This window comes from Marinomonas primoryensis, from assembly GCF_013372285.1.
In the GTDB taxonomy this organism is placed as follows: domain Bacteria; phylum Pseudomonadota; class Gammaproteobacteria; order Pseudomonadales; family Marinomonadaceae; genus Marinomonas; species Marinomonas primoryensis.
Map to the genome: position 1 here is coordinate 293,589 of NZ_CP054301.1, position 27,000 is coordinate 320,588.

Annotated in this window: 27 protein-coding genes and 1 pseudogene; 11 read left to right on the forward strand and 17 right to left on the reverse strand. The window is 43.2% G+C overall.

The window, feature by feature from the left end:
* Positions 1 to 15 precede the first annotated feature (15 nt).
* From MP3633_RS01320 to MP3633_RS01335, 4 genes are all read right to left on the reverse strand, one after another.
* A complete protein-coding gene (locus MP3633_RS01320) occupies positions 16 to 1,131 on the reverse strand; it encodes an ABC transporter ATP-binding protein (protein WP_176334158.1) in 1,116 nt (371 codons plus the stop codon).
* Positions 1,132 to 1,163: 32 nt separating this feature from the next.
* Entirely contained in the window at positions 1,164 to 2,027 is an 864-nt protein-coding gene (locus MP3633_RS01325; RefSeq protein WP_425324751.1) for a carbohydrate ABC transporter permease, read from the reverse strand.
* A 6-nt stretch (positions 2,028 to 2,033) separates the two neighbouring features.
* A complete protein-coding gene (locus MP3633_RS01330) occupies positions 2,034 to 2,969 on the reverse strand; it encodes a carbohydrate ABC transporter permease (RefSeq protein ID WP_112135539.1) in 936 nt (311 codons plus the stop codon).
* Between the two features lie 95 nt (positions 2,970 to 3,064).
* Complete coding sequence (locus MP3633_RS01335; RefSeq protein ID WP_244959762.1) at positions 3,065 to 4,336, reverse strand: ABC transporter substrate-binding protein; 1,272 nt, start codon at positions 4,334 to 4,336, stop codon at positions 3,065 to 3,067.
* A gap of 219 nt (positions 4,337 to 4,555) precedes the next feature.
* Between MP3633_RS01335 and nagB the strand changes: the two genes are divergently transcribed.
* From nagB to MP3633_RS01355, 4 genes are all read left to right on the forward strand, one after another.
* Positions 4,556 to 5,356 (forward strand): glucosamine-6-phosphate deaminase, encoded by an 801-nt coding sequence (gene nagB / locus MP3633_RS01340; RefSeq protein WP_176334159.1) that lies wholly within the window; start codon positions 4,556 to 4,558, stop codon positions 5,354 to 5,356.
* Positions 5,353 to 6,234: a glucosamine kinase nucleotide-binding domain-containing protein gene (locus tag MP3633_RS01345; protein WP_176334160.1), complete on the forward strand. Its 882-nt coding sequence runs from the start codon at positions 5,353 to 5,355 to the stop codon at positions 6,232 to 6,234. The genes nagB and MP3633_RS01345 overlap by 4 nt, the downstream gene beginning before the upstream one ends.
* Positions 6,231 to 7,367, forward strand: coding sequence for an N-acetylglucosamine-6-phosphate deacetylase (nagA, locus tag MP3633_RS01350; RefSeq protein WP_176334161.1), 1,137 nt, complete (start codon positions 6,231 to 6,233; stop codon positions 7,365 to 7,367). Before MP3633_RS01345 ends, nagA begins: the two co-directional genes overlap by 4 nt.
* A 107-nt stretch (positions 7,368 to 7,474) precedes the next feature.
* Complete coding sequence (locus tag MP3633_RS01355) at positions 7,475 to 8,002, forward strand: DUF7482 domain-containing protein (protein ID WP_176334162.1); 528 nt, start codon at positions 7,475 to 7,477, stop codon at positions 8,000 to 8,002.
* 9 nt (positions 8,003 to 8,011) lie between these two features.
* On the opposite strand, the gene MP3633_RS01360 is transcribed toward MP3633_RS01355, so the two are convergent.
* Positions 8,012 to 9,061, reverse strand: coding sequence for a peptidase M42 (locus tag MP3633_RS01360; protein WP_176334163.1), 1,050 nt, complete (start codon positions 9,059 to 9,061; stop codon positions 8,012 to 8,014).
* An 871-nt stretch (positions 9,062 to 9,932) separates the two neighbouring features.
* On the opposite strand from MP3633_RS01360, the pseudogene MP3633_RS19030 reads away from it, so the two are divergent.
* Positions 9,933 to 11,465 (forward strand): annotated as a pseudogene (locus MP3633_RS19030) (PAS domain-containing protein); the annotation flags it as partial.
* A 265-nt stretch (positions 11,466 to 11,730) separates the two neighbouring features.
* Here MP3633_RS19030 and MP3633_RS01370 read toward each other — a convergent pair.
* Positions 11,731 to 12,756 carry a DUF21 domain-containing protein gene (locus MP3633_RS01370; protein WP_176334165.1) on the reverse strand — a complete coding sequence of 342 codons (1,026 nt, stop codon included), beginning with the start codon at positions 12,754 to 12,756 and terminating at the stop codon, positions 11,731 to 11,733.
* A gap of 358 nt (positions 12,757 to 13,114) precedes the next feature.
* Between MP3633_RS01370 and MP3633_RS01375 the strand changes: the two genes are divergently transcribed.
* Positions 13,115 to 13,579 (forward strand): hypothetical protein, encoded by a 465-nt coding sequence (locus MP3633_RS01375; RefSeq protein ID WP_176334166.1) that lies wholly within the window; start codon positions 13,115 to 13,117, stop codon positions 13,577 to 13,579.
* Between the two features lie 66 nt (positions 13,580 to 13,645).
* Here the strand turns inward: MP3633_RS01375 and MP3633_RS01380 are convergent, their stop codons facing one another.
* The 5 genes from MP3633_RS01380 to MP3633_RS01400 form a co-directional block, all read right to left on the reverse strand.
* Complete coding sequence (locus MP3633_RS01380; protein WP_176334167.1) at positions 13,646 to 14,701, reverse strand: FecCD family ABC transporter permease; 1,056 nt, start codon at positions 14,699 to 14,701, stop codon at positions 13,646 to 13,648.
* On the reverse strand, positions 14,698 to 15,714 hold the full coding sequence (locus tag MP3633_RS01385) for an ABC transporter substrate-binding protein (RefSeq protein WP_244959763.1): 1,017 nt from the start codon (positions 15,712 to 15,714) through the stop codon (positions 14,698 to 14,700). Before MP3633_RS01385 ends, MP3633_RS01380 begins: the two co-directional genes overlap by 4 nt.
* A 3-nt stretch (positions 15,715 to 15,717) precedes the next feature.
* Entirely contained in the window at positions 15,718 to 16,569 is an 852-nt protein-coding gene (locus tag MP3633_RS01390; protein ID WP_244959765.1) for an ABC transporter ATP-binding protein, read from the reverse strand.
* 280 nt (positions 16,570 to 16,849) lie between these two features.
* Entirely contained in the window at positions 16,850 to 18,469 is a 1,620-nt protein-coding gene (locus MP3633_RS01395; protein WP_176334168.1) for a methyl-accepting chemotaxis protein, read from the reverse strand.
* Between the two features lie 306 nt (positions 18,470 to 18,775).
* Positions 18,776 to 19,396, reverse strand: a complete 621-nt coding sequence (locus MP3633_RS01400; protein ID WP_244959767.1) for a glutathione S-transferase family protein — start codon at positions 19,394 to 19,396, stop codon at positions 18,776 to 18,778.
* A gap of 320 nt (positions 19,397 to 19,716) precedes the next feature.
* Between MP3633_RS01400 and MP3633_RS01405 the strand changes: the two genes are divergently transcribed.
* Positions 19,717 to 20,298: a DJ-1/PfpI family protein gene (locus MP3633_RS01405; protein ID WP_176334169.1), complete on the forward strand. Its 582-nt coding sequence runs from the start codon at positions 19,717 to 19,719 to the stop codon at positions 20,296 to 20,298.
* 1 nt (position 20,299) lies between these two features.
* Here MP3633_RS01405 and MP3633_RS01410 read toward each other — a convergent pair whose 3' ends face one another.
* The gene (locus tag MP3633_RS01410; protein WP_176334170.1) at positions 20,300 to 20,578 is read right to left on the reverse strand and encodes a putative quinol monooxygenase; all 279 of its coding nucleotides are present in this window, start codon (positions 20,576 to 20,578) and stop codon (positions 20,300 to 20,302) included.
* A gap of 8 nt (positions 20,579 to 20,586) precedes the next feature.
* Positions 20,587 to 21,528 carry a DMT family transporter gene (locus tag MP3633_RS01415; protein ID WP_176334171.1) on the reverse strand — a complete coding sequence of 314 codons (942 nt, stop codon included), beginning with the start codon at positions 21,526 to 21,528 and terminating at the stop codon, positions 20,587 to 20,589.
* Positions 21,529 to 21,693: 165 nt separating this feature from the next.
* Here MP3633_RS01415 and MP3633_RS01420 point away from each other — a divergent pair, with 165 nt between their 5' ends.
* Positions 21,694 to 22,155, forward strand: a complete 462-nt coding sequence (locus MP3633_RS01420) for an Lrp/AsnC family transcriptional regulator (protein ID WP_176334172.1) — start codon at positions 21,694 to 21,696, stop codon at positions 22,153 to 22,155.
* 7 nt (positions 22,156 to 22,162) lie between these two features.
* Here the strand turns inward: MP3633_RS01420 and MP3633_RS01425 are convergent, their stop codons facing one another.
* Complete coding sequence (locus MP3633_RS01425) at positions 22,163 to 22,990, reverse strand: hypothetical protein (RefSeq protein WP_176334173.1); 828 nt, start codon at positions 22,988 to 22,990, stop codon at positions 22,163 to 22,165.
* Positions 22,991 to 23,192: 202 nt separating this feature from the next.
* On the opposite strand from MP3633_RS01425, the gene MP3633_RS01430 reads away from it, so the two are divergent.
* From MP3633_RS01430 to MP3633_RS01440, 3 genes are all read left to right on the forward strand, one after another.
* A complete protein-coding gene (locus MP3633_RS01430) occupies positions 23,193 to 23,627 on the forward strand; it encodes a MarR family winged helix-turn-helix transcriptional regulator (RefSeq protein ID WP_176334174.1) in 435 nt (144 codons plus the stop codon).
* A 154-nt stretch (positions 23,628 to 23,781) separates the two neighbouring features.
* The gene (locus MP3633_RS01435; protein ID WP_176334175.1) at positions 23,782 to 24,204 is read left to right on the forward strand and encodes an organic hydroperoxide resistance protein; all 423 of its coding nucleotides are present in this window, start codon (positions 23,782 to 23,784) and stop codon (positions 24,202 to 24,204) included.
* A 152-nt stretch (positions 24,205 to 24,356) separates the two neighbouring features.
* A complete protein-coding gene (locus tag MP3633_RS01440) occupies positions 24,357 to 24,665 on the forward strand; it encodes a 4a-hydroxytetrahydrobiopterin dehydratase (RefSeq protein ID WP_176334176.1) in 309 nt (102 codons plus the stop codon).
* Between the two features lie 39 nt (positions 24,666 to 24,704).
* On the opposite strand, the gene MP3633_RS01445 is transcribed toward MP3633_RS01440, so the two are convergent.
* The 3 genes from MP3633_RS01445 to MP3633_RS01455 form a co-directional block, all read right to left on the reverse strand.
* Positions 24,705 to 25,340, reverse strand: a complete 636-nt coding sequence (locus tag MP3633_RS01445) for a helix-turn-helix transcriptional regulator (RefSeq protein ID WP_176334177.1) — start codon at positions 25,338 to 25,340, stop codon at positions 24,705 to 24,707.
* A gap of 411 nt (positions 25,341 to 25,751) precedes the next feature.
* Positions 25,752 to 26,573, reverse strand: coding sequence for an amidohydrolase family protein (locus tag MP3633_RS01450; RefSeq protein WP_176334178.1), 822 nt, complete (start codon positions 26,571 to 26,573; stop codon positions 25,752 to 25,754).
* Positions 26,563 to 27,000 carry an RbsD/FucU family protein gene (locus tag MP3633_RS01455; RefSeq protein ID WP_176334179.1) on the reverse strand — a complete coding sequence of 146 codons (438 nt, stop codon included), beginning with the start codon at positions 26,998 to 27,000 and terminating at the stop codon, positions 26,563 to 26,565. The genes MP3633_RS01450 and MP3633_RS01455 overlap by 11 nt, the downstream gene beginning before the upstream one ends.

Below are 27,000 nucleotides of genomic sequence, written 5' to 3' on the forward strand. Positions count from 1 at the left end.
CGTACGCTTCCCTAATTAGGGAAGCGGCTTTGTTTCTAAGTTGGAATTTACTCGAGGTAAAGCATGACCTTGATGATTAAACAGATACAAGCTGTTTGGTTTTATACCAAACGTAACGTTATCGCCCGCTTGGTATTGGTTATCGCCATCTACCTTTAGCACAAACTCGCCTTCTTGTTGTATATCTACGTATAAGTAAGATTGCTCTCCAAGGTGTTCTACCAGCGTAATTTTCCCTTCTAGCGTATTCTCGTCGCAGGTTACAGACATGTGCTCAGGACGAAGGCCTAATTGCACGTGAACGCCTTTTTCTAAACTTGAGCTATCGATGGCGGCAGAAATAACGCGGCCGGATTCTAACATGATTTGCGTGTTTTCGGGGCCTACTTCGGTAATTCTGGCGGAGAGGAAATTCATTTTTGGCGAGCCAATAAATCCCGCGACAAACTGTGTCTGTGGATGATGATACAAATGCAAAGGCGAGCCAACTTGCTCTACTCGGCCTTTGTTCATGACGACGATTTTGTCGCCTAATGTCATGGCTTCAACTTGATCATGGGTAACATAAACCACGGTGGCTTTTAGTTCTTGATGCAACTTGCCAAGTTCAACGCGAGTTTGCACACGAAGCGACGCATCAAGATTAGACAATGGTTCGTCAAACAAGAAGACTTTAGGGTCACGAACAATAGCGCGACCAATCGCTACACGCTGGCGTTGGCCGCCGGAAAGCTCACGAGGTAAACGATTCAGCAGGTGATCTATTTTCAATTTTTTTGCCGCTTCGAGTACTTTGTTGTTCACAAATGCCTTGTCTTTGCCGGCAATTTTTAGTCCGAACGCCATGTTTTTAAACACATTCATATGTGGGTACAAAGCGTAAGATTGAAACACCATCGCGATGCCACGCTTCGCTGGCGAACGACCATTGACGCGCTCGCCATCGATATACAGGTCGCCTTCCGTAATGTCTTCAAGTCCTGACAATAAACGAAGTAAGGTGGATTTCCCGCACCCTGATTCGCCGATCAACACGACAAATTCGCCGTCTTTAATGTCTAGGTCGATGCCATGCAATACGTCCACATCGCCAAAACGTTTTTTAATGTTATTGAGTTTTACACTTGCCATAAAATGAGTCTCCAACGGTCAAGATAGTGTGTTTATTTGACCGCTCCGCTGGTTAAGCCGCGGATCAGTTGTCTTGAAAAAATAGTGTATAGGATCAGCACGGGAACAATCGCCAAAGTGAGGGCAGACAGTACCGAGTTCCAGTTCGTTACGTATTGGCCAACAAATTGCTGTACGCCTAGGGTAATGGTGCGCGTTTCTTCCCCAGGCGCCAGAATGAGTGGGAACCATAAATCGTTCCAAATTGGGATCATGGTAAAGACCGCTACGGTCGCCATCGCAGGCTTAAGCAGTGGCAAAATAATGCAGAAGAAAATCTTATATTCACTGACCGCATCACATCGCGCCGCTTCCGTAAGCTCCTTCGGAATGGTGCGTACAAACTCAGACAATATATACACCGCGAGAGGCAAGCCTTGTGCGATGTACACCAGCACCAGAGCGGTGAGGGTATTGGCAAGGTTCAGTTCGACCATCAAACTCAGAATACTCACTGTGCCGAGTCGAATTGGAATCATGATGCCCATGGCGAATAAGAAGGTGATAACAAAATTGCCGCGAAACTTATATTCAGTTAATGCCCAAGCTGCCATGGCACCCAGCAACAAAACCAAGCCAACGGCAATCAATGTGACCACCAAACTGTTCCATGAATACAAACCGAAATTTGACCGCAATAGCACTTCTTCAAAACCCGCTAAGGTAAAAGAGCTGCTGTCAGGCAATCCCAATGGGTCCTTAAAAATCGCTTTACGGGTTTTAAACGCATTAATGATAACGACGACAATCGGGAACAGAGCGATAACGGTATAAGCCAACAAAATGGCGTGAACCGTGACACTTTTTGATACGTTGCGTGGTGAGGAAGACAAAAGCCCATTTAATAGTTTCATCATAGCCTCCTAAAATTGGAATCGCTGAATGCGACGTTGAACAAAGAAAAGGAACAGCATGACACCCACTAAAATGATTAAGAACATTAGAGTGGCAACCGCGGCGCCCATGCTGGCACTGCCTTGCTGAAGCTGGAAGCCAAAGAAGGTTCGGTAAAAGAAAGTCCCCATCAAATCGGTGGAGAAATTAGGCCCTGCTAAGGCGCCCTTCACGGCGTATATCAATTCAAAGGCATTGAAATTCGCGACAAAGGTCAAAATCGAAACCATGGCAATGGTCGGTAATATCAAGGGTAATTTGATGTACCAAAAGGTCTGCAATGGGTTTGCGCCATCGACCACACTCGCATCAACGATGTCATCAGGAATGTTCAGCAAGGTGGCGTAAATCAGCATCATGGGAATACCAACAAACTGCCAAACAGAAATAAAACTGAGGGTAATTAAGGCGCTTCCTTCTTTGCCTAGCCAAGCATCAAAATAGTGACCAAGGCCAATGCTATACAGGAAGTTTTCAGAAATTCCCCAGATTGGGCTGAGAAGCAGTTGCCAAACAAAGCCAATGATTACCACGGACAGCATGGTTGGCATAAAAATAAGTGTGCGATACGTGCCAGACAAACGTAATTTTGGCGAGCTTAAGAGCACGGCAAGTAACAACCCTATCGGGTTTTGCAGCAGCATATGAATGGCAAAGAACTTAAAGTTGTTAAGCAGTGCGTTCCAAAAAGCATCGGACCAATTATCGTCTGTCACTAAGGTAATGAAATTTTGCAGACCGACAAAAGTACTCTCACCTCGTTGGGTGTCGAACAAACTTAAAAAAAGTGTGTCGAGTAATGGGTAAACGCTGAACGTAACGTAAACCAGCAACGCGGGCGTCAGGAAAACGACGAGGTGCCATGGAAAGGGCTTTTTTTCGTCTTGGTGGTTTGGTTGAGTCATAGCTCTGTCTCGAATAATAGTACTGTCTCAAATAATAGTAACGTCTCGAATCATCAAAATAGGGAGGGCATTCGCCCTCCCATGGTTTGCTTAGCTTATTGTTGAGGAGCGTACCATTGCTCTAACCCTTCTTGCGTTTCTTGCGCGGCTGCTTCTGGTGTCATTGTGCCGTTGATAACTTGTGCACTGACGTTCCAAAGTTGGTTTTCTAAGTTTGGTGTACCACGAGAAAGGATCTGGTAAGAGTTACGAATCGTAGACTCGCAATCGTCACGCCAGCTGATAAATTCCTGAGCTACTGGGTCTTTGATTGCAATTTTATGGTTCGACAATGGAAAGAAGCCTGGCACCGCATTGGCAAACAATTCCGCAAATTCTTGGCTTGTCATCCAATTTAGTAATTCACGTGCGGCGGCTTTGTTTTTCGAATTAGCATTGATACCAATACCAATGTCTGTGTGATCACTTATGTAGCAAGTATCGCCTGCTTTTGCGACTGGTGGTGGGAAAGCGCCAAATTCAAAATCGGCTTGATTGTTGAATGTTTGAATGTCCCAAGATCCTGCTGGATAAATTGCGCTGCGGCTCAGTGTGAATAGGTTTTGAGAATCAGAGTATTTCTGTGCTTCAAAGCCATTGCCAAGATACGGTTTCCATTTCGCTAACTCTTTCCACGTATCCACGTACGGTTTGTCCGTCAGTTTGGCTTTGCCATCTAGAAGTGCTTTACGACCTGCTTCGCCTTTCCAATAGTTTGGACCTATATTTTGAAAGCCCATCGTAGCAGTTTCCCACTGGTCCGCTGTGCCCATGGCAAGAGGTGTGTAGCGACTTTCAGATTTGATGGTGTCGAGTACTTTAAAGAATTCATCACGTGTTTTTGGTTCAGATAGACTCAATTCTTTAAAAATTTCTTTGTTATAAATGAAGCCATGAATAACAGACGCCATAGGTAAACAGAATTGATCTTGTCCATCATCGGTGACCCAAGCACTTTTCGCCACGTCAGAGAATTCACCAAGTCCTTTAAGGTCGTTTAGCTTGTCCAAATAACCCTCTTTATAAAGGGTTAATGAGGTATCAAAGGGGCGGCATGTAATAAGGTCGCCAGCCGTACCTGCTTGAAGTTTTGCTTGTAGAGCAGAGTTGTATTGTGTTGGTGGTGTCGGCGAGAAATAGACTTTTGTGCCAGGGTGGCTTTTATTGAAGGCGGGAATGATAACGTCTGACCAAATGTTGGCGTCGTCACTACGCCAGCTTTCAATGTTTAAGGTTCCTGCCGCATTTGCCATGCCTGCACTGCTTAAAACAACAGCAGTAGCGAGAGCATACTTTGATACGGACAGGATTGAATGAGCATTCAGCATGGTTGTTCTCCGATTGTGTTGGTGATTTTCTTGGTTTTTTATTATTAAATACCTTCAATTGGTATTTTTTAGGTATTGTTTGTTTTTAGAAATTAGCACCAATATTGCACGCAAGCAAATAAATATACCAAAAAATAGAAAATATTTTGACCTTTATAGATCAAAGGTTCTATATTGGTATTGTTGTTTTGATGGCAAATGCTTTAAAGGTAAATGTTTATGCAGGTTATTATTCTTCCTACGCCTAATGATGTGGCTCAGTACGCTGCCAACAGTGTAGTGGATGTGGTTACAGAAAATACCAACTCGATACTTGGGCTAGCGACGGGGTCTACACCGATTGCGCTTTATGATGAATTAGTCAGCCGCTGCCGAGCGGGTTTGCTTTCTTTTAAAAATACGAAAACCTTCAATCTAGATGAATACATTGGTATTTCTGAGTGTCATGAGCAAAGCTACCGCGCCTTTATGAATCGGCACTTATTTAATCTTGTCGATATTAATTCTGCCAATACGTATGTTCCTTTGGCGGACAGTTTGGATCCAGAGGTTCTTGCTCGTAATGCGAAGGCTTACGAGTCAGAAATCGAGAGGTCAGGCGGCATAGATCTACAAATACTGGGCATTGGTGTGAATGGACATATTGGCTTTAACGAGCCCACGTCCAGCTTTGCGTCAAGAACGCGGATTAAAACCTTGTCTAAATCGACGGTAGAAGCCAATAAGCGTTTTTTTACCGAAGGAGAGTTTCAGCCCCACTTAGCCATTACCATGGGTATTGGTACTATTCTGGAGAGCCGCGCTATTTTGCTGATGGCGACAGGAAAAGGCAAAGCGCAAGCGGTGAAAGATATGATAGAAGGGCCACTGACGTCCATGTGCCCAGCGTCCGTTTTGCAACAGCACAAAAAATCGATCGTGATATTAGACGAAGAGGCAGCCAGTTTGCTGTCGTTAAAAGAATATTATTTATGGTGTGAAGAAAAGCGCCAGCAGTTGCATGAAGGAAATTTGTTATGACAGGCCTGTATATTGGCGTCGATGGCGGTGGAACCTTTTGCCGTGCACGCCTCGTTAACGGTGAGGGGACGGTGTTAGGCGAAGCCGTCGCGGGCTCTGGTAATCCACGTATTGGTATTGAAGCCGCGTGGCAAAATATAACCAATGCCTGTTTAGAAGCGTGTCATCAAGGGAATATCGACCCTAATGATTATTCTAAAATCACGCTTGGACTTGGGCTTGCTGGGGCAAATCAGCCACTTGAGCAAGAACTGGTTATTGCTCAGTCATCCCCGTTTGGACGTCGTTATTTATTGACCGATGCGCACTCTGCTTGTCTTGGTGCATTTGATGGACAAGATGGCGCTTTACTTATTTTAGGTACGGGCAGTTGTGGTGTTTTTTATCAGAATGAACGGTTTCATATTGTCGGCGGCTGGGGCTTTCCGTTATCGGATCAAGGCAGTGGTGCTCGTATTGGGCTGTCTGCTTTAGAGCATTCATTGGCAGCGCTGGATGGAATCACGCCTACATCGCCAATGACAGACAGTATTAATGCCGAGTTTTCTTTATCGCCAGAGGAATATGTATTGTTCCAAAATCGTCAGCCGTTACCAAAAGAATACGGAGCCTTTGCCATTCAAGTTTTCGAATTTGCTCTGCAAAAAGACCCTGTCGCGTTGAAAATCGTCCATGAACAAGTGGTTTGGATTAGTCAATATTTAGATTGTTTGATTGCAAAAGGCGCAAAGCAAATCGTGCTCGCTGGTGGCGTATCAGACGTCATTCAGCCTTACTTGCCGAAACACTACCTTGCTTATTTATGCGAATCCAAAGGTGACGCAATGGCGGGGGCGATATTGATGGCCAAAGAACAGATTGGAAGGATGGCAATATGACGACAATATTTGCAAGACGCCTGTTTAATGGCGAGCAGTGGCTGAGCAACCAAGAAGTGACGTTTAGCGGCAGCCAAATTGCGTCAATCGTTGCCACGCAAACGCCAAGTAATACCGCCACTGATGTCGTGGAAATTCTCGCTCCGGGCTTTATCGATGTGCATGTCAATGGCGGCGGTGGCACCTTGTTTAACCATACGCCAACGTTATCGGCCTTGGAGAGAATCGTTCAGAGTCATGCGCAGTTCGGCACGGTTGCTATGATGCCGACGCTAATTTCTGATGACTATACGATCATGTCTGAGGCGCATGACGCGGTGAATGAGGCTCTCTCACAAAAGATGGGCGGCGTCTTAGGTTTGCATTATGAAGGTCCTTATTTAAACCCTGTGCGTAAAGGGGTTCATAATGAATATCAACTTCGTCAGCCAAATGAAGACATTCTAGCGACGTTATTGGATGTCAGTCGCCGTGGAAAACTGATGGTAACTTTGGCGCCAGAACAGGTACGGGCAGGTTTTATCGAATGGTTAGTGTCTGAAAGAGCCATCGTTTGTATTGGACATTCTGCGGCAACCTATGAACAAGCAATGGCGGCGGTAAACAGTGGTGCCCGAGGCTTTACGCATTTATTTAATGCCATGACACCACTGACAAGCCGTGAGCCCGGCGTGGTTGGTGCCGCTTTACAAACAGGCAAACCAACATGGTGTGGCTTGATTGCCGATGGTCATCATGTTCATCCCGCCTCCATGAGAGTGGCGATTGCAGCAAAAGGTTGCGAGCACATCATGCTGGTGACGGATGCGATTCAAAGTGTTGGCTCAGCTGAAACCGAGATGGCGTTTTTAGGAAAAAAAGTACGCCGTAGTGATGGCAAGGTCACCACAGAAGATGGCACCTTAGCGGGGTCTGATTTGGACATGGCAACGGCGGTTCGAAATACTATTTTTCAGACGGGCCGAACTCCAGCAGAAGCCTTGCAAATGGCGTCTTTAAGACCGGCTGAATTTTTAGACATAGACGATCAGTTCGGTCGAATTAAGCCAGACTATCGAGCGAGTCTGGTGGCGCTTAGTGAAGACTATCAGGTTCAAAAAACCTGGATAGATGGAAAAGTAGCGTGGTGTTGATTGACTTATTTTTGTATTTAGCCTGTTGTTGTTAACAATAAATAATCCCCGTGCCATTATTACCTATGTCACGGATTTTTTTATTTGAACACTCTGGAGTGGAATGCATGTTACGTCGATGTTTATTAGGGTTAGCAATCGCCTTTTTCTTGTCTGCTTGCAGTAGCTATTCTATACAAAATCCGCAGGTTAAAGGCGATACAGTGAGTTTGCCTTTGTTGCACGGTTGGCATGATGATCAAGAAGTTTTGTACATCACCACGGATGTGTCTGACCAAGCCGTGGCGAGAGCGAAACAAGCCAATTATGCGCCTCGTTTGCGTGACGCCGTACCGAATTACCCAAAGCCTCCGCAAGTTAAGACAGTGCTAGAAAGGGTGTATGCTTTTCCGAATAAAGAGCAGGCTTGGAGTGTGTTTGCTTCTGTGCCTCATCCATTGGGGCATTTGAGTAAAGACTCGCATTATTCGCCACTTTGGCTGATGTATGTAGTGGTTTGGAAGGATCCAATACAAGCACAAGAATTGACTTCCGAAGAGGCCATTTTTGTAGCAGAAGATCAGGGCTTGGTCACCATCGAACGAACCAATATTGTACTCAATTGCCCTGTTATTCCTTTTGCGCTGGGTGCTTAGAGACTTAGATCAAATATTGGACACCACTTTGAGCATATCGATAAACGCGTCGACCGATTCTACTGACGCTGATTCGTGCATGGTGTGATAGCCGATGGTTGGCATCTGTATGGTGGTGCCATCCACTAATCCATTGGACGCTGCAATAATACGACCCAATTCCGTACTGCCCAATGAACTTGGCGGCAAACCTTGCTCTGCTCGCTTGGTGTTTTCTTCTTCTACATAACGGTTTTTGTACAAATAGCTGATATTGTTTTTCTCACACAGTGCTTCTAGCAGCTTGGTACTGTCAGGATTGAACGTTGCGTTGGCGTCTTTTTCGCGTAGCACGAGAAGCTGTTTGTTGGCGGCTTCAATGTTCGGAAATGGGCTGGTGTCGACCACAAACAAACGGTTTGTTGAACCACCAAAACGACGGAACCATTCCAATAAATAACGCCAGCTTTTACCGGCTTCTTCTTGAGCGGTGAAAAAAGCGGTGCCCTTAAAGCCGTGATCGAATAAATGAACCAATGCGGCGGCTGAAATCACGTTATCGAGCTGGCCTTCCAAACGATTGTTGACCAAATGAAGCTGATCTTTAAACGCAATTGGCGTCCCCGCGACAACCCCTTCTAAACCGTCGATTTCAAAAATCAGGTTGTTTCTATATTCGCAAACGTAAGACTTTGTGATCACGCCTTTACCACGATAAATGCCAGACCAAGGTTCGTAGGCGTACACTTCTTCATGGTTGAAGCGCCCTGTCACTTTAGACATCAGCTCTTCTGATACCGAGTTATTGAGTAAGTCAGTGCGATTTGCCGAAACAAACGCCGCGTATTGGAATTCGTTTGGGCCAGTACACACTAAACCGTGACGATCAATGTGCGCTGAAAACATGGTACTAAACGGATCGCTGCCCTGAGCAACCAACAAACCTTCGTACCAAGTGACTTTTGCTCCTCGTTCTTCCAGTTCACGCTGTAATACACGGAAAAATGAATGTTCCGCACCAACAACACTGGGGGCGCGAATGAGCAGTTTAAGCAGATCGATAAAGTCATCACTAGGCATGTGAAAAGGTTCCAAAAATAGGCAAGAGACAAGTTGTGGTTATAAACCGATTTGTCTGATTTACATAATGTTTTTTTTGATTATTTTTTGGGCAATGCTGCTAGGGTATTTATCTGTGTGAGATCTCGGCTGTCATGGTTCTGGTTTAGTCGTTGTGTTGATTTTACTTAAGGTCGAAATTACTAGCCTTATAACCTATTCTTGGACTCAACGGCTGAGCATATCGACATAAGAAGTGAGAAATTCATGACAGAAAATGACTGTAAAAAAAGGCCCCTTTCAGGGTTTAAGCAAAGTACCACCATAAAAAATGGAAAATGATGTCATTGGTTTAGGTCACTATTTACCCACTACTGAATATGTTTTTCACGTTATTAAGCCCTTATATTAGGCATTTAAATACATCACTTCGCTTGTTTATTATGGCGCTGGTGATTGTCCCAATTATGAATTTTGCTGTGAGCTTCTTGCAGAAATGACTTTTTATTTGGTTACGTAAATAGCAAAATTTTCTATGCCTCCATCTTGTCAAAAAATGATATGTAGACCATTGGAAACGGTTTGAACATGCATGTTGGGTTTTATTGTGCCGTTTTTTGATTGGTTAAAAAGGGTGAATGTTGCTAGTGCCTTAGACGTAAAAAAGCAAAGTCTTCCTCTCCACATCATGAAATGTTTACCGTTAGTACATTTAACAGAGAATGCTGTGAAGTCAGTCAAAAAATCCCTTGCTCATCGGAATGAGTGTATGCCTTGGTATTCGCTCAACTAAAATGTAACCAAAGTGTAAGTTAAATGTATTTTTTTGTGATCCACTTCTTAAGGCCAATCGTATGATTTGAATATTTGGCTTTATTAATAGTGAGATTTTATGTGGTTTAGTTCAAAATCAAATGCAAAAGTGCAGGCAGAACAGATAGTTATCACCCATCAATCTGCAGCCGTCATAGTAGACGCAGAGCAGAAAGTGATTGCTGCTAACGATGCCTATAGTAAATTAGGTCTGAAGTTGGAGCAGTCAGACCACAATCAAACCCTAACTTCCTTGCTCAAGCGTTACGATAAGGATAGCCAAAAAATTATTTTTGATGGTGAGCTACACCTAAAGCAGCAGATTATTTCATTGAAGCTTAAGCCGCTTGATTCTTGTTCTCTTTATGTATTTCAGCCAGTCCTAGTACACGTGTTAGTTGAACAAGCTTGGCAGCAATTAATCGACTTAGGTCAAGATTCGTATGCTGTTTTTAACCGTCACGGCACACTGGTGATGGCTAAATTGGATTCAGTTAATTCAGGTGCTCAGTATTTAAATCAAAACGATTTGAATTTACTCGACATTTTACAAAGTGCTTCTAAAAATAAAGACAATCTGCTGTGTTTATCTGAGAAAGACGATGTTTATTTTCATGTAAATTGTCGCCTTCTTGATTCAAATAATGAAAAATTCACCGCTTTCGTATTATCTAAACGATCTGAAAGCGCGAATCTTAAACAGTTCGAAATGCTCTCTCAAGTAGTCAGTAACACTAGTACGAGCGTATTGATAACGGATAAAAATGGTTTGGTCGAATACGTCAACCCAGGTTTTGAAGTACTCTCAGGTTACTCATTACAAGAAGTCAAAGGTAAGAAACCAAGTTTCTTACTGCAACGTGAGCAAACCGATAAAGAAACGATTAAACGCATTTCGAAAAATCTGAAAGCGCGTCAGCCTTTTTATGAAGAAATACTGAATTTTGACAAAAGCGGGGTTCCCTACTGGATCGTTTTGTCAGTAAACCCCATTTTTAATAAACATGGAGAACATACTGGATTTGTTGGCGTTAGCTCTGACGTGCGTGATATTAAACGCCAAGTGTTGGAACAAATTAATCAAAGAGATGCCATCAGCAGCCATTCGGCGGTATTAGAATTCAATCAAAATGGTCAGTTTATTTCAGCGAATGATTACACCAAAGAACAGCTTAATATTCATAATGACGCTCAAATACAGATGGCAGTGGGCAACTTAAAAGATTATTTAGATCAACCTCGGGTGAATAAGATCGAGCAGGGTGAAGCAACAGCTGTGATGATGAAACTTAATCATAACAATGCTGAAGTGATACTAGATTGCATTATTTCTTCAATCACTGACTTAAATGGCAACATTGCTAAGTACATAGTCTTTGGTAGTAACGTTTCTGCTCGTAATAAGTTGGTTAGTGAAACACATCGTTCTATGTCAACGGTACTTGGCAAAATTCAAACAACGGTGACTACTATTAACGCAGTGGCCGATCAAACTAACTTACTGGCTCTAAATGCCGCAATTGAAGCAGCAAGAGCGGGTGAAGCAGGTAGAGGCTTCGCCGTAGTGGCGGATGAAGTGCGTAATCTAGCCAAAACCTCAAACGAAGCTGCGGTACAAATAGGTTTACTAATTAACGAAACACAATCACACGTCGATGAGCTTTCGTCATTTTTACAAGAGTAAACGAAGGGGGAGTTATAGTGATACAAAGATTTGAATCTTAAATATCCCCATAAAAAATGAATTACTTTTTAGAATGACTCGAAGCCGGAAGAGACTTTTTTGGACTGGCTTAGAGTCATTATTCTGCTGTTTAATACGCTATTTTTCGTTTTTGTGTGCCATAGTCGAATTAACTAATCTGATTCGCGGCCTATCATTTCTCTACAGATGACATGCCTTTCAGTAATAAGCCAAAGATATCGGCCCCGGTAATGATACGTTTTTCACTTCCCCAAATTAATAAAATATCGTGTTCAATGTCGCCATCAAAATTTTTATCGGTTGACGCATTCAATTTCATTTTAAGCATCGCATCATTTAATGGTGTGGATTCATCGGTAATAACCACAGGGCGATGGCAAAAATTGTACGGATCAAAGCTATCTTGTTGGTATACAGCAGCCCTAGAAAAACCATCTGCGTCTAATGCCAGTAAAGGATCACCTTCAATGTTCGTTAATATAATCCAGCGATGATCGGTTTTATTGATTAATCTAAGAAAAGGATCATCAGGGCCTTGTGTTAACTCTGGAATAATAGGTAAATCTAATTTCGTCGGTAAAGCAATAATGGAATCTGGGTCGATTATTTCACCTTCTTGTATGACATGAATTTCATCAAGCGCGAAAAAATTCAATGCCCCAATGCCTTCTACTTGATTCAAGTCTGCTTCTTCCGCCGTAATATGTTGGCGAATGATATTGCGAAGTTCACTTTCTTCAAGGTAGGTAATACCTTCCTTTCCTAACCAAGCGTCAAGGATTAATGCGGTTGGTTTTGCAACAGGATAAAATAGAATTTGATAAAAACGAATAACAGGAGATAAAAGACTTCCCATCTTTAATGCATTACGCGAAAAATAGGCTTGCGGTGTAATCTCACCGATAACCGTAATCGCAATAGTTGAAAATAAGAAAGCACCTAATCCTGTCAGTACTGAGTCTGATAGCATGGTTAATAATACATTGATGCCCACATTGCCCCATAAAATGGTGGCCAATAAAAAATTAGAATCGTTCCTTAGTTTTAATACTATTTTTGCTGCTTTATTTCCCTTCTTCGCTTCAACATCCAGGTGCAGTCTACTGATGGAAAAAAACGCAAGATTCAGTCCTGAAAAAATAGCAGACTGTGAAATGCAAAGCGCGATGGCACACCAAGTAATAATTTCTGTTGTCATGTTATTGCCTAATAATCTGGCTTTTAAGCCGTCTTTGAACGTTTGTTGTTGAATATTAACCTGAAGATTATCTTCCCAGATATCTTTACAACAAACCAGTTTACTTTGACACTGTTTACGTTACTCTCTCTTTACACAAGGTCTCATGATGAAGGGAATTTTTTAGGGGATGAAAAAAACACGCCTCAATGGCCGTTATTAGGCTGTTTCCGACCTTTCTCTGTTTGTGGCAAAACCTATGGTACTTAGCATTTTATTTATACTTTTGGTTCTGTATTTTTTACTATCAGGTTTATTACTTCGTTTTTAATGATTTGAAGTGATTATTTATTAATGTGTTGTTATAAAGAATATTATTATGGAAGAAGAGCAAACCCCATACAAAAAAGACATCAGTAAAATCAGAATAAGACAGATTTTATTTTCTTGGTCAGTTTCCTTTGTTTTAATTTATGCAGGGTATTATTTGACCGAAGAGGGTTTTTTACAACTTGAATGGTTAACTCGAAGCGGTTGTTTGATTGTTTTAATCGGTGTTTGGTCAAGTATTAGTGGCATCATACAAGAAAGAGTATTGATTGATAGGTTGAATATTCAACATAGAATTGAATTATCTCGTGCAAAAATAAAACTTAGAAAATTCAATGCTCCAAAAGAATATATAGAAAAAGAAATCGATTCGATAAAAGAAAAATTCGAAGATAAAATGGATGAGCTTACTGTTAATGTAAGGTTCCAGCTAGGGATGCTAGAAGTATCTTTGTTAATGACAGGTACTTTTATATGGGGCTTCGGCGATTTATTTTTTAAAATTAATATGTAATGCTTTATACGTTTTTATAGAAAATGTATAAAGCAGTTGAGTTAAAAATATCGAATTATTGATCCATCACAACGATACGTTACGGCGCTGTCTCATTAGGAAGACGAAAGCGATGCCGCCAGCCAGTCCTGTTAAAATACCAATTGGCATGTCTTCTGGTGGCATGATAATTCGAGCGATAATATCAGCCGTGACTAAAAATAACGCACCGAGTAACGCGGATAAGGGTAAAACTTTACGATAATCGCCGCCAACCAACAAACGCACAATGTGCGGCACCATTAAACCGACAAAACCAATCACCCCCGAAAACGCCACCGCTGCCCCCGTGAGCAATGCACACACCACAATGACGATGAGACGAAAGCGCCGTACCGGCACGCCTAACGTGCTGGCCGTTTCATCGCCTAATGTCATGGCGTTCAAATAGCGGGCTTTGTGGATTAGATAACTTGCGCCAAATAACAAGGTGAAAAAAGGAAACCAAAGCTGTCCCCATTGTGCGAGCCCCAATCCGCCGAGCATCCAGAAAATAACGGTGTGCGATGCGCGATGATCGCCCATAAAAATAAATAAATTACCTAACGCTGTCAGAATAAACGCCACCGCAACACCAGCCAATATTAAACGTCCGGCATTGTGTGCCATGGAGAAGTTTGCCACCGCCAATACCAAAAACATCGCCAACAGTGCACCGAGAAACGCAAACACAGGCACGGTAACCACACCCAGCACCATGCCGGTATGCAATAACGCGATGATGGCACCCAGCGCGGCACCCGAAGAGATGCCCAATAAATGTGGATCGGCCAACGGATTACGAGTCACCGATTGCAACGCGGCACCGACTATCGCCAGTGCAGCGCCAACAATCGCCGCAAGAATGACTCTGGGCATGCGAACGGCCCAGATAATATTTTCACGGCCCATCGACCAGTTCGGCAATCCATTGCTCAATGACAATTTATGCGCGATAACGCCCCAGACCGTTGACTGACTAATAGAAACAGACCCAACACCAATCGCAACGCCCATTAGCAGGATCAGTAAGATCGCTAAAGTCGGTAATAAAATACGTAAAGGCACATGGGCGATCAGAGAGACTTTTTTGACTGGTTTCATAGCGCGGCTCTAAATGCCTTAGCTAGGTGTTTGATCGCCTCGATGTTACGTGGTCCAGGCGTTGCTTCGACGTATTCCAATACGGTGAATTGATTGTTCTTCACCGCAGGAATGTCGCTAAACGCTGGATTACTGCGTAAAAAATTGATTTTTTGTTGCGCGGTTACATCGCCGTAATTAACGATGATAATCACGTCAGGGGCGCGGTCGATCACCGATTCCCAGCCAATTTGAGTCCAGCTCTTTTTCACGTCATCGGTAATGTTCTTGCCGCCAGCCGCTTCAATCAGTGCTGTTGGCATGCCGTAACGGCCTGACGTAAACGGCTGTTCTTCGCCCGAATCGTAGACAAATACCTTGGTCGGTGATGGCAATGGTGTTAGATGCGCTTGGAAATCCGCCAGTTCTTTTTTATAACCCGTCACCAAGGTGTTTGCACGAGACTCAACATTAAAAATACGACCGAGATTCAGCAGATCATTATAGAGGTCGTTCATCGACACTTTCGGTTTATCCATAATGTGAATACAGCTTTCGGTAAGCTCGTAGACTTTGATTCCCAAAGGATCAAGTGTGTCAGGTGTAACGCCACCGCCAACCCGCATGCCGTAATTCCAGCCTGCAAAATAGAAATCCGCGTCTGCGCCTAATAAGACTTCTTTGCTTGGGTATTTCGGCGACAGCTCAGGCAGTTCACCAATGCCATTACGCAGCGTCGGGTCTAACGTTTTCCAGCCAGACACACCAGTGAACCCTACCATGCTGTCCTGTAACTTAAGCGCCAACATCATTTCAGTGAGGTTTACATCGTTCGAGACCGTAGCTTTTGGCGCATGGTCAAAGGTGACAATACGATCACAGCTTTGCACGTCAATCGGATAATGCTGATCCGTCGCTGAGCTGGCTTGAAGTACGCCAGCCATCATGGTGCTCAGTAACAAGATAACGTGTTTTGCGAAGGCGCTTTTGTTGTGTGGGTGTGGGTGAATTTGTTGATGAGCGAGAGTCGGCATGAATCAATCCTGCTTCTTATGAAGGTAAAAAGAAAAACGTGGGCGTTGGGTAATTGGGTGTTCGTCAATAACGGTTTCTACGTCAAAAACTTGTTTGATTTGTTGCTCGGTAAAAACATGGCTTGGCGGCGCGAAATCCTGCATTTTTCCTGCTTTCATTACCAGCACTCGATCGGCATATGCAGAAGCTAGGGACAAATCATGCAGAGAAACAATCACGGTACAAGGCAAGCTGGCCAGCAGTTCTAAGACTTCGAGTTGATGACGAATATCGAGGTGGTTAGTTGGCTCGTCTAAAATCAACACGTCCGGACATTGCACTAAAGCGCGCGCTATCATAACGCGCTGGCGTTCACCACCTGATAGCGAGTCAAAAGCACGGTCAGCAAGATGACCTACGTCTAAAAGCGCTAAGGCATTTTCTATGATTCGACTATCATTTTCTGAGCGTTTCCAGCTGGTCGACATTGGCGTTAGGCCAATTTCAGCCATTTCAAACACGCTTAAGCCGAATTCTGCGCCAGTGTCTTGCAATACAGTGGCAATACGCTGTGCGCACTGGCGCGCCGAAAGCGACCAAATATCCTGTCTATCAAGTAAAACTTGCCCTGATGAGGGCCTATTCACTCGATAGAGGCAACGCAGTAAACTGGTTTTTCCTGAGCCATTTGGCCCGACAACTGCGACAAACTCTCCCGCCGTAATGGTGACATTAACAGGTTCCAGTAAAGGCTTGTCACGGTAAGGCGACCACGCCACGTTATTCAGTTGCATGCTGGCGGGCTGGCAACTGGAAAAGTAGCAAGCGTCGTCGTGTGGATGGCTATTTGATGGAGAGAGTACTTTGCTCTTCAAGGTAAAACAGATTCCGTTGATTAATAATTGTTATAATATAACATTTTAATTATTAAGTACCATCCTTCTTTGTTCTATTGACTAGAATGGCATGACAAAAGCACTTAAATACGCCGCAAACTATACGGAACAGGGTGGGTATGAACAAGGTATGTTAGCGGGGGAATTTTCATCTTGAGATGCGCTAAGCAGATACAGAGTGTGCCTAGAAAAATAAAAAGCCAATGCCGCTTAGGTATTGGCTTTTGTTATTTTATCTTTGTTCTGTCTTGAAATCCGTTTACACCGTAAAGCGTTTTACTTGATCGGCCAGCTCATCCGAATTGGTTAGTGTTTCTTGAACTGAATGACTGATACGTCTAGAAATCTCTAGCACTTCTTTTGACATCGAAGACAAACTAGACAGATTCTCATTAATCTCATCGGTAACCTTACTCTGTTCTTCTGTCGCACTGGCTGTTTGCGCGGTGAAGTCGTAAATACGACCAGCCGATTGCTTAACAAAAGTAATGGATTCCTTGGTTTTTTGCGACAAAGAAACACTGGAACCCGCCATATTGACACTATCTGTGATGGCAGACACCGCATTACTCACACCGGATTGAAGGTCGTTGATCATCTTTTGAATGTCTTCGGTAGACGCCTGAGTTTTACTGGCTAATTCGCGAACTTCGTCAGCAACAACGGCAAAACCTCGGCCTTGTTCGCCCGCTCTTGCTGCCTCAATGGCTGCGTTTAGCGCGAGCAAGTTGGTTTGTTCAGAAATGCCAAGAATCACATCCAATACTGAGGCGATTTTATCAGACCGCTCTGATAGCTGACTGATGACAGAGGCTGCATTGTTGATCTGATTTGCAAGGCTGTCCAGTTGTTGAATTGAATTGTTAAGCTGTTCGACGCCCTCGTCTGCGCAGCGGTTAAGGGATTCGACTTCTTCCACCGTGCTGGCTGCATTGTGTGCGACTTCTCGAGTTGCTCCTCCCATTTCTTCAACGGCGGTCACAATAAAGTCGAGAGATTGGTGTTGGCGCTCACTTAACTTAGCAGATGTTGTTGCAGATTCTCCTAAGCCATGCATTTCTTGTCGGATGTGCTCACAACCTACTCTCACTTCGCCTATTAAACGCCCAAGTTTGGCAACAAAGCCATCTAGCTCTCGGCTTAGTTCGCCGGTTTCATCTCTTTTTGTGCTATTGATTCGGCGTGTAAGGTCACCATCGCCCGCGCTGATCTCATGCACGCCATAGGTGACACGTTTGATGGCTCTGGATATGTTACGAGGCGCAAACCACGCCAGAGAGATGCTGGCGATGAGTACAATGACCGCCAAAATGGCGACGATAATTTTAAATTCGTTGGCAAAAAGATCAATTCTTTCTTTTTCATGTGCAGCATGGAGAGCAATGAGCTCTTCTGAATGATCGTACAGGGTGCGTAAATTAATGAAATGCGTTTGGTTTGCGCCGATGAATCGAACCATAGCGGCGTTGTGATTTCCTCGCCTAACTTCTTCAACTATTTCTAGGCTGCGCGTATGCCAACTTTCAAAGTTGACATCAAAATCGACTAAAAAATCTTTGATTTCAGGAATGTCAGACGTCAGTTTACGAAATTCCTGCATTCTGTCATGGGCTTGTTGAGCATTGGATAGCACGTTTTTTTCAAGCGACGAGTCTGACAATACTTCTTTTGCAAAGACCAGCGAGGCCAACGCCAAGCGTGATTGATAAAGGTCTCTGTCTGCGTTTTGTACCAAGGCTGTGCCGTGAGCGTATTTACCTATGCTGCTTTGGAGGTAACCCACTAGTGCTTCTGCAGCGATCACAACGACCAAAAAAATAAACGCTAAACTACCAAATGCGATGGTGTAGCGTCCTCTTATTGTATGAAATATACCCATAATATAATCCTGATTTAAACGGTTCTTGTATATTGAAATAACTTGCCTTCCTTTGCTATAAAACCGCCTTTCGTCCGAAAAATATGGATAAGGCAATAGCGACCTTATATAAAATGGCACCAGACTTACTAATCCGCAAGTAAGCCTATAAAGGTTAATTGATCAAGTGGTTAATTGTTTAAGTCAGTTAAATCGTTTTAATAAAGAATACGAGGTGGCTTCAAATCCACCTTTTAAAGTAGTCGATAGGGATAAAGTCGATATACGAAGTAATAAACAGTATGTGATTGTTTTTACATGAAAAAACTAAAGCGTAGTGTGCGTTATAGGAAGGTACCAATTTAGTGCTTTGATGGTGTTAATCCAGCGTTGAACATGAGGGTAATTTAATAAATCATAAACACCGCCTTCTTCCGCTACATGGGTGTAAGGAAACAAACAAATGTCCGCCAGAGTGAGGGTGTTACCAGTCAAAAAATCCTGTGTAGACAAGGTGTCATCCATGAGTTGCAGCGCGGCATTACCTTGCTGAATTCGGTCTGGCAGCATTTGTGCTTTTAGATCTGTCATGGCGTTGTGTGTCAGCCAAAAACGTGGCGACGCAATATTTGGTTCATGGCTGTATTGTTCCCAAAATAACCATTGATGCACCTTGGCTTTTTGGATTAGATCACTTGGCAATAACGGGGATTGATGCGCTTCTGCTAAGTACAAAAGCACCGCGTTGCTTTCGCTCAAACATTGCCCATCATCCAGTTCTAAAACAGGAATTTTACCGTTTGGATTCATCGCCAAAAAAGCGTCGGAGTGTGTTTCGCCCTTCGTGATGTCGTATTCTTTTAATGTGACCTTTAAGCCTAAAAAAGCACATAACAAACGAATTTTATAACCGTTACCGGAAGGTAAAAAATCGTGCAAAATCATCATCAGCTCCTTGTGATCTTATGGAATAAACGTGCTTGATGATCTTCCCGCAATCCGCACTGATAAAAAAGCCAAATTAATTGATGGCACACACAAGGTTTCCTGATGGATAGAAAAATGAAAAAGTATACAGAGCTATTAAAACGATGATTGCAGGGCAGTTCATCGCCGAAAAAAATCAATATCGACTGTCGCCATGAACTGACTCTGGCGGCTCCTCTAGCTGGACAAAATGTATAGATATTTTCGCTGCTAAATTTTAGGAGCATCTGATACTTTATGTGCTTTACTGATAATTACTTTTTTTCGAGAGAATGAAACTCATGAATGTTGGAATTTATCTTTACCATAAAGCAGAGGTGCTGGACTTTTCTGGTCCATTTGAGGTGTTTTCTACGGCGTCTCGTGTTTGCCAAAACGATGAACCTTTTAATGTGTTTTTGATTGGTGAATCAGGTGAAACGGTAATCGCTAGAGCTGGCTATAAAGTGGTTCCTAACTACAGTTTCGAAAATCATCCGAATATTGATGTGTTGATCGTTGTAGGTGGTGATCACACTGAAGAGATAAATAAAGCGCATGTGATTGATTGGATCCATCAGCAGGCTAAAAAAGCGAGCTTGGTTGCTTCTGTCTGCACAGGCGCTTTTCTATTGGCAAAAGCGGAAGTACTACAATCACAAAAAGTGACGACGCACTGGGAGGATATCGCCGATCTGAAAGCAATGTTTACAACACTAGAGGTAATAGAAAATGTACGCTGGGTCGATGAAGGTGACATCATTACTTCTGCTGGTATTTCTGCAGGAATTGATATGAGCTTACATATTGTTAGTAAGCTTCATAGCCTAGATCTCGCAGAAAAAGCGGCTCGCCAAATGGATTTTGATTGGACTAAATCGTAGTTTAGCCACCTGTAACCGTATAAAACCGCTCCACATTTTGCGTTATTTGTCCCCACCGAGATGCCTGAACTCTCGCTTGATGTTTCTCAAAGGCGGCTTTGTCGGTAAATTCCTCGAACACATCAAATCTATGCAGGTTATTGGCATCTCTTGTTACTGTGAAGACCAAACATCCTGGCTCTTGATGAGTCAGGATGATGTGATTTGGCAGCTCACGTAATACGGCTTCTAGATCTTCCGCGGGTACGGTTATGTATCCACTTAGGGTGACTTTAGACATTTTCCCCCTCACGCTTTTTCGATTACTACTTTTTTAGATGACAGCGACCAGTTGAATTTCACCGCGCAAACAGCGAGCAATATCAACAATACCCCGATGCCTTGTAAACCGCTAATAGTATTCGAAAAAGCGAAATAGTCGACAAAAAGGGCGGTAACAGGATAGATAAATGACAATAAGGCAATAAGGTTAGTAGGTAGTTTTTGGAAGCTGTCATACATAATGATATACATAAAACTGGTTAACACGGCACCAAGAATTAAGAGATCTATCCATTGGCTGGTTTGTGTCGGTAAGCTTGTAAAATCGACAAAGGGTAGCAGCATAAAAATACCCACAATGACCTGAATCAAGGCCACAAAAGTAGAAGGTATTTGGCTGACTTTTTTTGTGATTAAGGTGGTGACCGTATAAAGCAGGGCGGCGCCTAATGCGAGTAATAAACCAATAAGTGCGGAAGGTTCATTGTCTTGGGAAACAAGGTTGGAATCCTTAGAGAAGAGCGTCCGAATTTCGCTTAAGTCTAATTCGACGATCAAGAAAAGTCCTGTAAACGCAAGCGCTAACCAAAACAGTAAGCTTCCAGACAGCTTGTCCTTGGTGAGTAACGCGCCAGCCAATACCAAAAATAATGGCTGCATGTGATACGCCACTGTGGCGATAGAAAACGGAATGTATTCAAACGAGGCAAACAAAAAAATCCAGTTTGCAACTAAGGTAATGCCACCTAAGAGGATCAGCAAGATCGCGTTTCGTTGAAAAAACTCACGACGGATTAATCCTGCATAATAAGCATAACCACCTAGAAAAACAGCACCAATAACACAGCGAAAGAAAATGACATTCCACACAGATTGCTCAGAACTGATAACAAAGTAACCAATGGTGCCAGACAATATCATTGCGAAAGTTAACTCAATGCTGCCTATCGTACTATTCGACTGTTTCATAAATGCGCTCCTTGTAAGGTTGTTTACTAACTTACCTTATTAATCAAAGATGTTTTCTTTGTAAGGTGAGTATTCTATGGTTTATAGAATAAAGCGAAACAAGGCCTTTTGGCAGACCAATAAAAAGACAAATAACGCTAGATACTGTATTTATTGGAGGTAAAAATGAGAAATGACCTTAAAAAAGAAGATGCCCATTTGGATGGCATAGATACGCGCTTAATCGAGCTACTTTACGATAACGCCAGAACCCCTGTTACCGAACTCGCTCGTGCGGTTGGAATGACGGCACCGAGTGTGAATGAACGACTAAGGAGACTCGAAGAAAGTGGTGTGATTGCGAATTATCGTGTCGAAGTGAACCCAGCTGCATTAGGTTACGGCTTGATGGCGATTGTTCGTATGCGCCAATTACCGGGTAAAATGAAAGAACTGGAAGCGCAAATCAATTCGATTGCTGAAATAGTGGAATGCGACAAAGTCACGGGAGACGACTGCTATATTGCACGCCTTTATCTAAAGGACATCAGCGAACTTGACCCAATCTTAGACAGTATATCTGAACTGGCGGACACCAATACGGCGATTGTGAAATCCACCCCAGTGAAGCGCCGGTTGTTAGTTTAAGCGGCTGTTAAACAATCGGCCCTAATGCGTTCTTGATCACACTGGCAGCGGAGCATTCTCCAACCGAATTTGACCCTTCTTTTCCGAGCGTTTGCAATTTGCTTGTTGCTTCGTATGAGCCCAGACTGGCGGCTTTCTGAAGCCATAATATATAGTTGTTTTGATCTTCTTTGAAATCAAGGTAGTTATCAATATCGTCTTTGTCATTAAAGTCAGAATGGCGTTCCTTATTGAAGGCTTTTGCGACAGTAAGGGCGGCACGACTATTGCCTAATTCCGCAGCGACAGAAGCGATTGCAATGGCCACTTTGTAATTGGTTTTCAATATTTTTCCATTCAATAAGGACTCAGACAAACTGAAAAGAGACTCAGCGTTACCTTCTTTTGCCTGTTGAATGTCGTCTTTGGTTTTTCTGATGACGGTCACTGAAAAATGATCAAGGTTGTCGAGAAAAATAAGATCTTGCTCTTCGAAGTGTTTTTTTAACGCTTTTACCCGAGCGGCTTTTCGTACTTTAAACCCGAAGACCAAGCCGACAAATAAAATACCGACATACACCAATATCATAGCAACGACCGCAGCAAGATAAATGGATATTGGAACCATGTCGAACAGGGGTTTTGGATTAAACATAAGTAAGCGGATGACCGTGCAAGCTAATAGAATAATCAGAAAAAATTTCCCTAGCCCACGAGATTTATTGCTTTCCTCCCACTCTTTTTTGGCTTGTTCGGACTGAATAAAATGTTCTTCATCAATAGGAAGGGCAGTCGCCTTTAGGAAGTCGTCGCTATGGGTCAGCTTTTGTAAAACGGTAAGAGTGTCTTGATCCATGGGAGTACCTTTCGATGAAGTGTTTTGCATTTGTTAGGGTGCATTATAGAGACTTAAGTCGGGAAATCACTACCAATATAGCGATTGTGATATCTGCGCCAATGGCGTGTCGGCTGTTGATTTTCTGTAATGACGCGCAGTAATGTGTAAAATGCTTAACTATTATCGCTATAACTGTTCGCGCAACCATTTATGAGAACCTATGAAATCACATAACCCTTTACGACTCGACAGTCAGCTTTGTTTTGCTTTGTATTCCACTTCGCTGGCGATGACGCAATTTTATAAAGAGCCGCTGTCGCAGATTGGCCTGACGTATCCGCAATACACGGTAATGCTGATTCTATGGGAGCAAGACGGCGTCAGTTTGAAACACATCGGCGATGCCCTTGGACAAAAGTCGGGCGCTCTTACGCCGGTTATTAAACGCATGGAAGCAGATGGCTTAGTTCAGCGTTTACGTGGTGTAGAAGACGATAGAAGCTTAAGCATTGCGTTAACAGAAAAAGGAAAGCAGCTTCGTATGCAAGGGTTGGAAGTAAACCGCTGCGTTGCTGAAGCCTGCGGGATTGATATGGACGAAGTGGTGGCATTGCGTGAGCAATTGGTGAAATTGAGATCAAAATTAATAAAATAATGGTTGCGTAGTAATAGTTATTGCAATAACATAAATTCAACAGCTCAGGACAACTGAGCTTTTATTTGACTTTATAGTTATCGCGATAACTGTTTTGGAAGACTATTTCCGATCATTATTTCGTACTAACCATCACTTAATTAAGGAATCAATCATGCAAGCAATTTATAGCGCAACAGCAACTTCTACTGGCGGCCGCGATGGTCGTTCCGTTTCATCTGATAACAAATTGGACCTTTCCCTCAGTACGCCAAAAGAATTAGGCGGCGCGGGCGGTGAAGGTACAAATCCAGAGCAACTTTTTGCCGCAGGTTACTCGGCTTGTTTCATTGGCGCGTTGAAATTAGTGGCGTCACAGCAGAAAATCAAAATGCCTGCTGACGTAAACGTCACGGCGACAATCGGTATTGGCCCAAACACCAAAGGCGAAGGATTTACCATCAGTGCGGATTTGGAAGTCAACATTCCTGGTGTTGAAGCCAGCGTGGTAGAGCAGTTAGTTGAAGCCGCTCACCAGGTTTGCCCATACTCAAACGCAACTCGTGGCAATATCGACGTGAACTTCACTATCAAGTAAGTCCAATATAAAACGTATTATGTTAGCCCTAAAACTCCCTTTTGCATTAGATTGCGGAAGGGATTTTTTTGTTGCGTTTTAATCGTGATCTTAAGCGACTACACTGGTGCTTGGTACGATACATTTTCTTATTTAAATAAAGGTGGAAAAGCATGACACATCGAAAGCTCGAACAGCATGAGATAGAGAAAGCACTTAACCAGTTAAATACAGAAACGTCACAAGACTGGACGATAGAGGACGAAAAGCTCAGTAAAAGCTTTAAATTCAAAAACTTCCAACACGCTTTTGGTTTTATGACCATGTGTGCCATCTATGCTGAAAAGCAAGGTCATCATCCAGAATGGTTTAATGTGTACAGTACGGTCAAAATCCAACTGACCACCCACGATGTGTCGGGTATTTCCCATAAAGACTTTGATCTTGCCAAGCAAATGGAAACCTTTGCATCGTGCGTTTAGTCCATAATGATGCGTAGGCTTCTGGTTATTTGAGTCGGACTAATTGGCGAGTATCGCAATTAATAGCGGACTGGAAGTTGGCACTAGACCCACTTTTAGGTCGAACGGTTTAAACACCTTATTAATGACTTCTGGTGTGTAGTTGCCTTTGTTGTTTTCAATCTCAGACAGCGTCTTACGAGAAACCCCCGTTAACTCGGTAAAGGCTTCTTGTCTTAGTCCTAAGACTTTCACTCGCAACTCACGAAGCGCAGCGCCTTGCGAAACTTTATTTAATAACAGGCGTTTGATGATCTGATTCACCGTCACTAGCTGTTCTTCTTTTGTCATCGGCGCGAGGCTTTTTGACGCCCGTTGCCGATTAGTTTGAGTGAGCGATGCCGCCGGCTCGGCTTCAATGACGATCGTCGTGTTGATTGGTGTGTTTTGTGGGGAGCTCTCAAGTGGCGCTTTCTGTTTACTTTCTACCGGCGCTTTGGGTGTACGTTTAACTGTTTTTGGCGATGTCACTACTTCCGCTGATGGCTGTTCTGTGGGCTGAACGTCCTTTTTTTCTTTGGCGCTTTTCTTCGCTTCTAACTTGGCTTGTTTTTTCTTTTTAAGCTCGTTTTTCTTCGACTTCGCCTTGTGCTTTTTCATCGGTTGAGCGCTGTCTAATTGGCCTTTCATTTTCATGCTGATCATCTCCAGTAGCTTTAAAAGTGCGTATGGAAGCAGAGTACAGAGTTAATATGACAGATAAGTAACAATAGAATCATTAGCTAATATTTATAGTCTAAAACAAACCAAACAGCCATTCATGGATTAAACGCCCAGGTGCTAATGTACCAAGACCTGCTCCGATCAGTCCGAAAAAAGCCCCTGTAGTAAAGATTTTATGGCGCTTTATGTTTCCTTTTCGAGCAAAATAAATAGTCGCCACGATGCATATTAATATCCTGACAGACAACACATGGAAAAGGCTGTATTGGCCGAATATAGGGGTAAAGCCACTTAACCCAAAAGACATGAGAATACACAGTAAACACGGTTCCCAAGTTTAAAACATGACATATATTGCTTTATTTAAGGCTCTTAATCCTATTGTTATAGGCCGTAGACACGAATCGCATTCGCACCAAATACCTTTTCTTTAGATCGGTGGCTTTGTGATAAATACAGATCAATAGTGTCTAGCCATTTGCCATAAGAGCTGGCGAGTAGGCACACTGGCCAATCGCTTCCCCACAGTATTCTATTATCGCCAAATACATCAAAGAGCGTGTCTAGATAGGGAGATAAATCTTCTGTTTGCCAATTGTCTTTTGCCTCTGTCACCAGACCAGAAAGTTTACAGCTGATGTTGTGGGTGTTACGAAAAGCATTAATGTCTGTGCGCCATTGGCTTAATTCATCATTTTTAATGTTCGGCTTAGCCCCATGATTGATGACAATTTTTAGGTCGGGGTGCCGATCAACCAGTGTCTTTAAATTGTTTAGGTGTTGGGGTTTTATTAAGGCGTCGAATACAAGTTGATGTTGGCTTAGGCTAGTTAACGCGGTGGCAACAGACGGGCTCAGCATCCAATTTACATCGTCGATGTCTTGAATCATGGGACGAAGCCCTACGAGTTTCGGATGTTTTGCTAACTCAGTGATACGTGAAGAAGCATCTGCACGATCAAAATCCACCCAGCCAATAACCCCTTTGATGCTTTCGTGCTGATTGCTCAGTTGCAATAAAAAATCTGTTTCAGCGTCAGTTGGAGCCGCCTGTACTAGAACGGTTCCATCGATGTGATGTGCGTGTAGTAACGGCGCTAAATCATCTGGTTCAAAATCTTTATAAAGTGCGGTTAATTCAGGTGTCAGCCAACCGTAATCATTGCGTTGTAACCGCCAAAAATGTTGATGAGAGTCAATTCGCATGATTAATGACCCCCTTTTTGACGATGATATTGGCATAGGGGCGAATGTCAGATGTTTGAATGATGACAAAGGATTTTTTTGCCCGTTCGTAAAATTCGAAACGCTCAAGCCCTTTTGGAGAAGAGGTGAACTGGGTTTTGTTTCGAATAATTTGAGTAAAATTCTCCACTGTTAGGGGGATGATATCGGGATGATCGACCGTTTCCATCGTGGTAAAGGGGTTGTCTACAAAAGCATCGATTGGGAGGAGGGTTAATATCGCAGATAAGGCCTCGGAACTGTCCACTCCGCTTAGTCTAATACATTCTCGACCATGGCTGGTGGCCGGGAAATTTGCATCAGTAATGAGCAATTCATCACCGTGGCCCATTGCTCTCATTGCATAAAGCAGTTCAGGCGTTATTAAGCTTGGGATATGGTAAAGCAT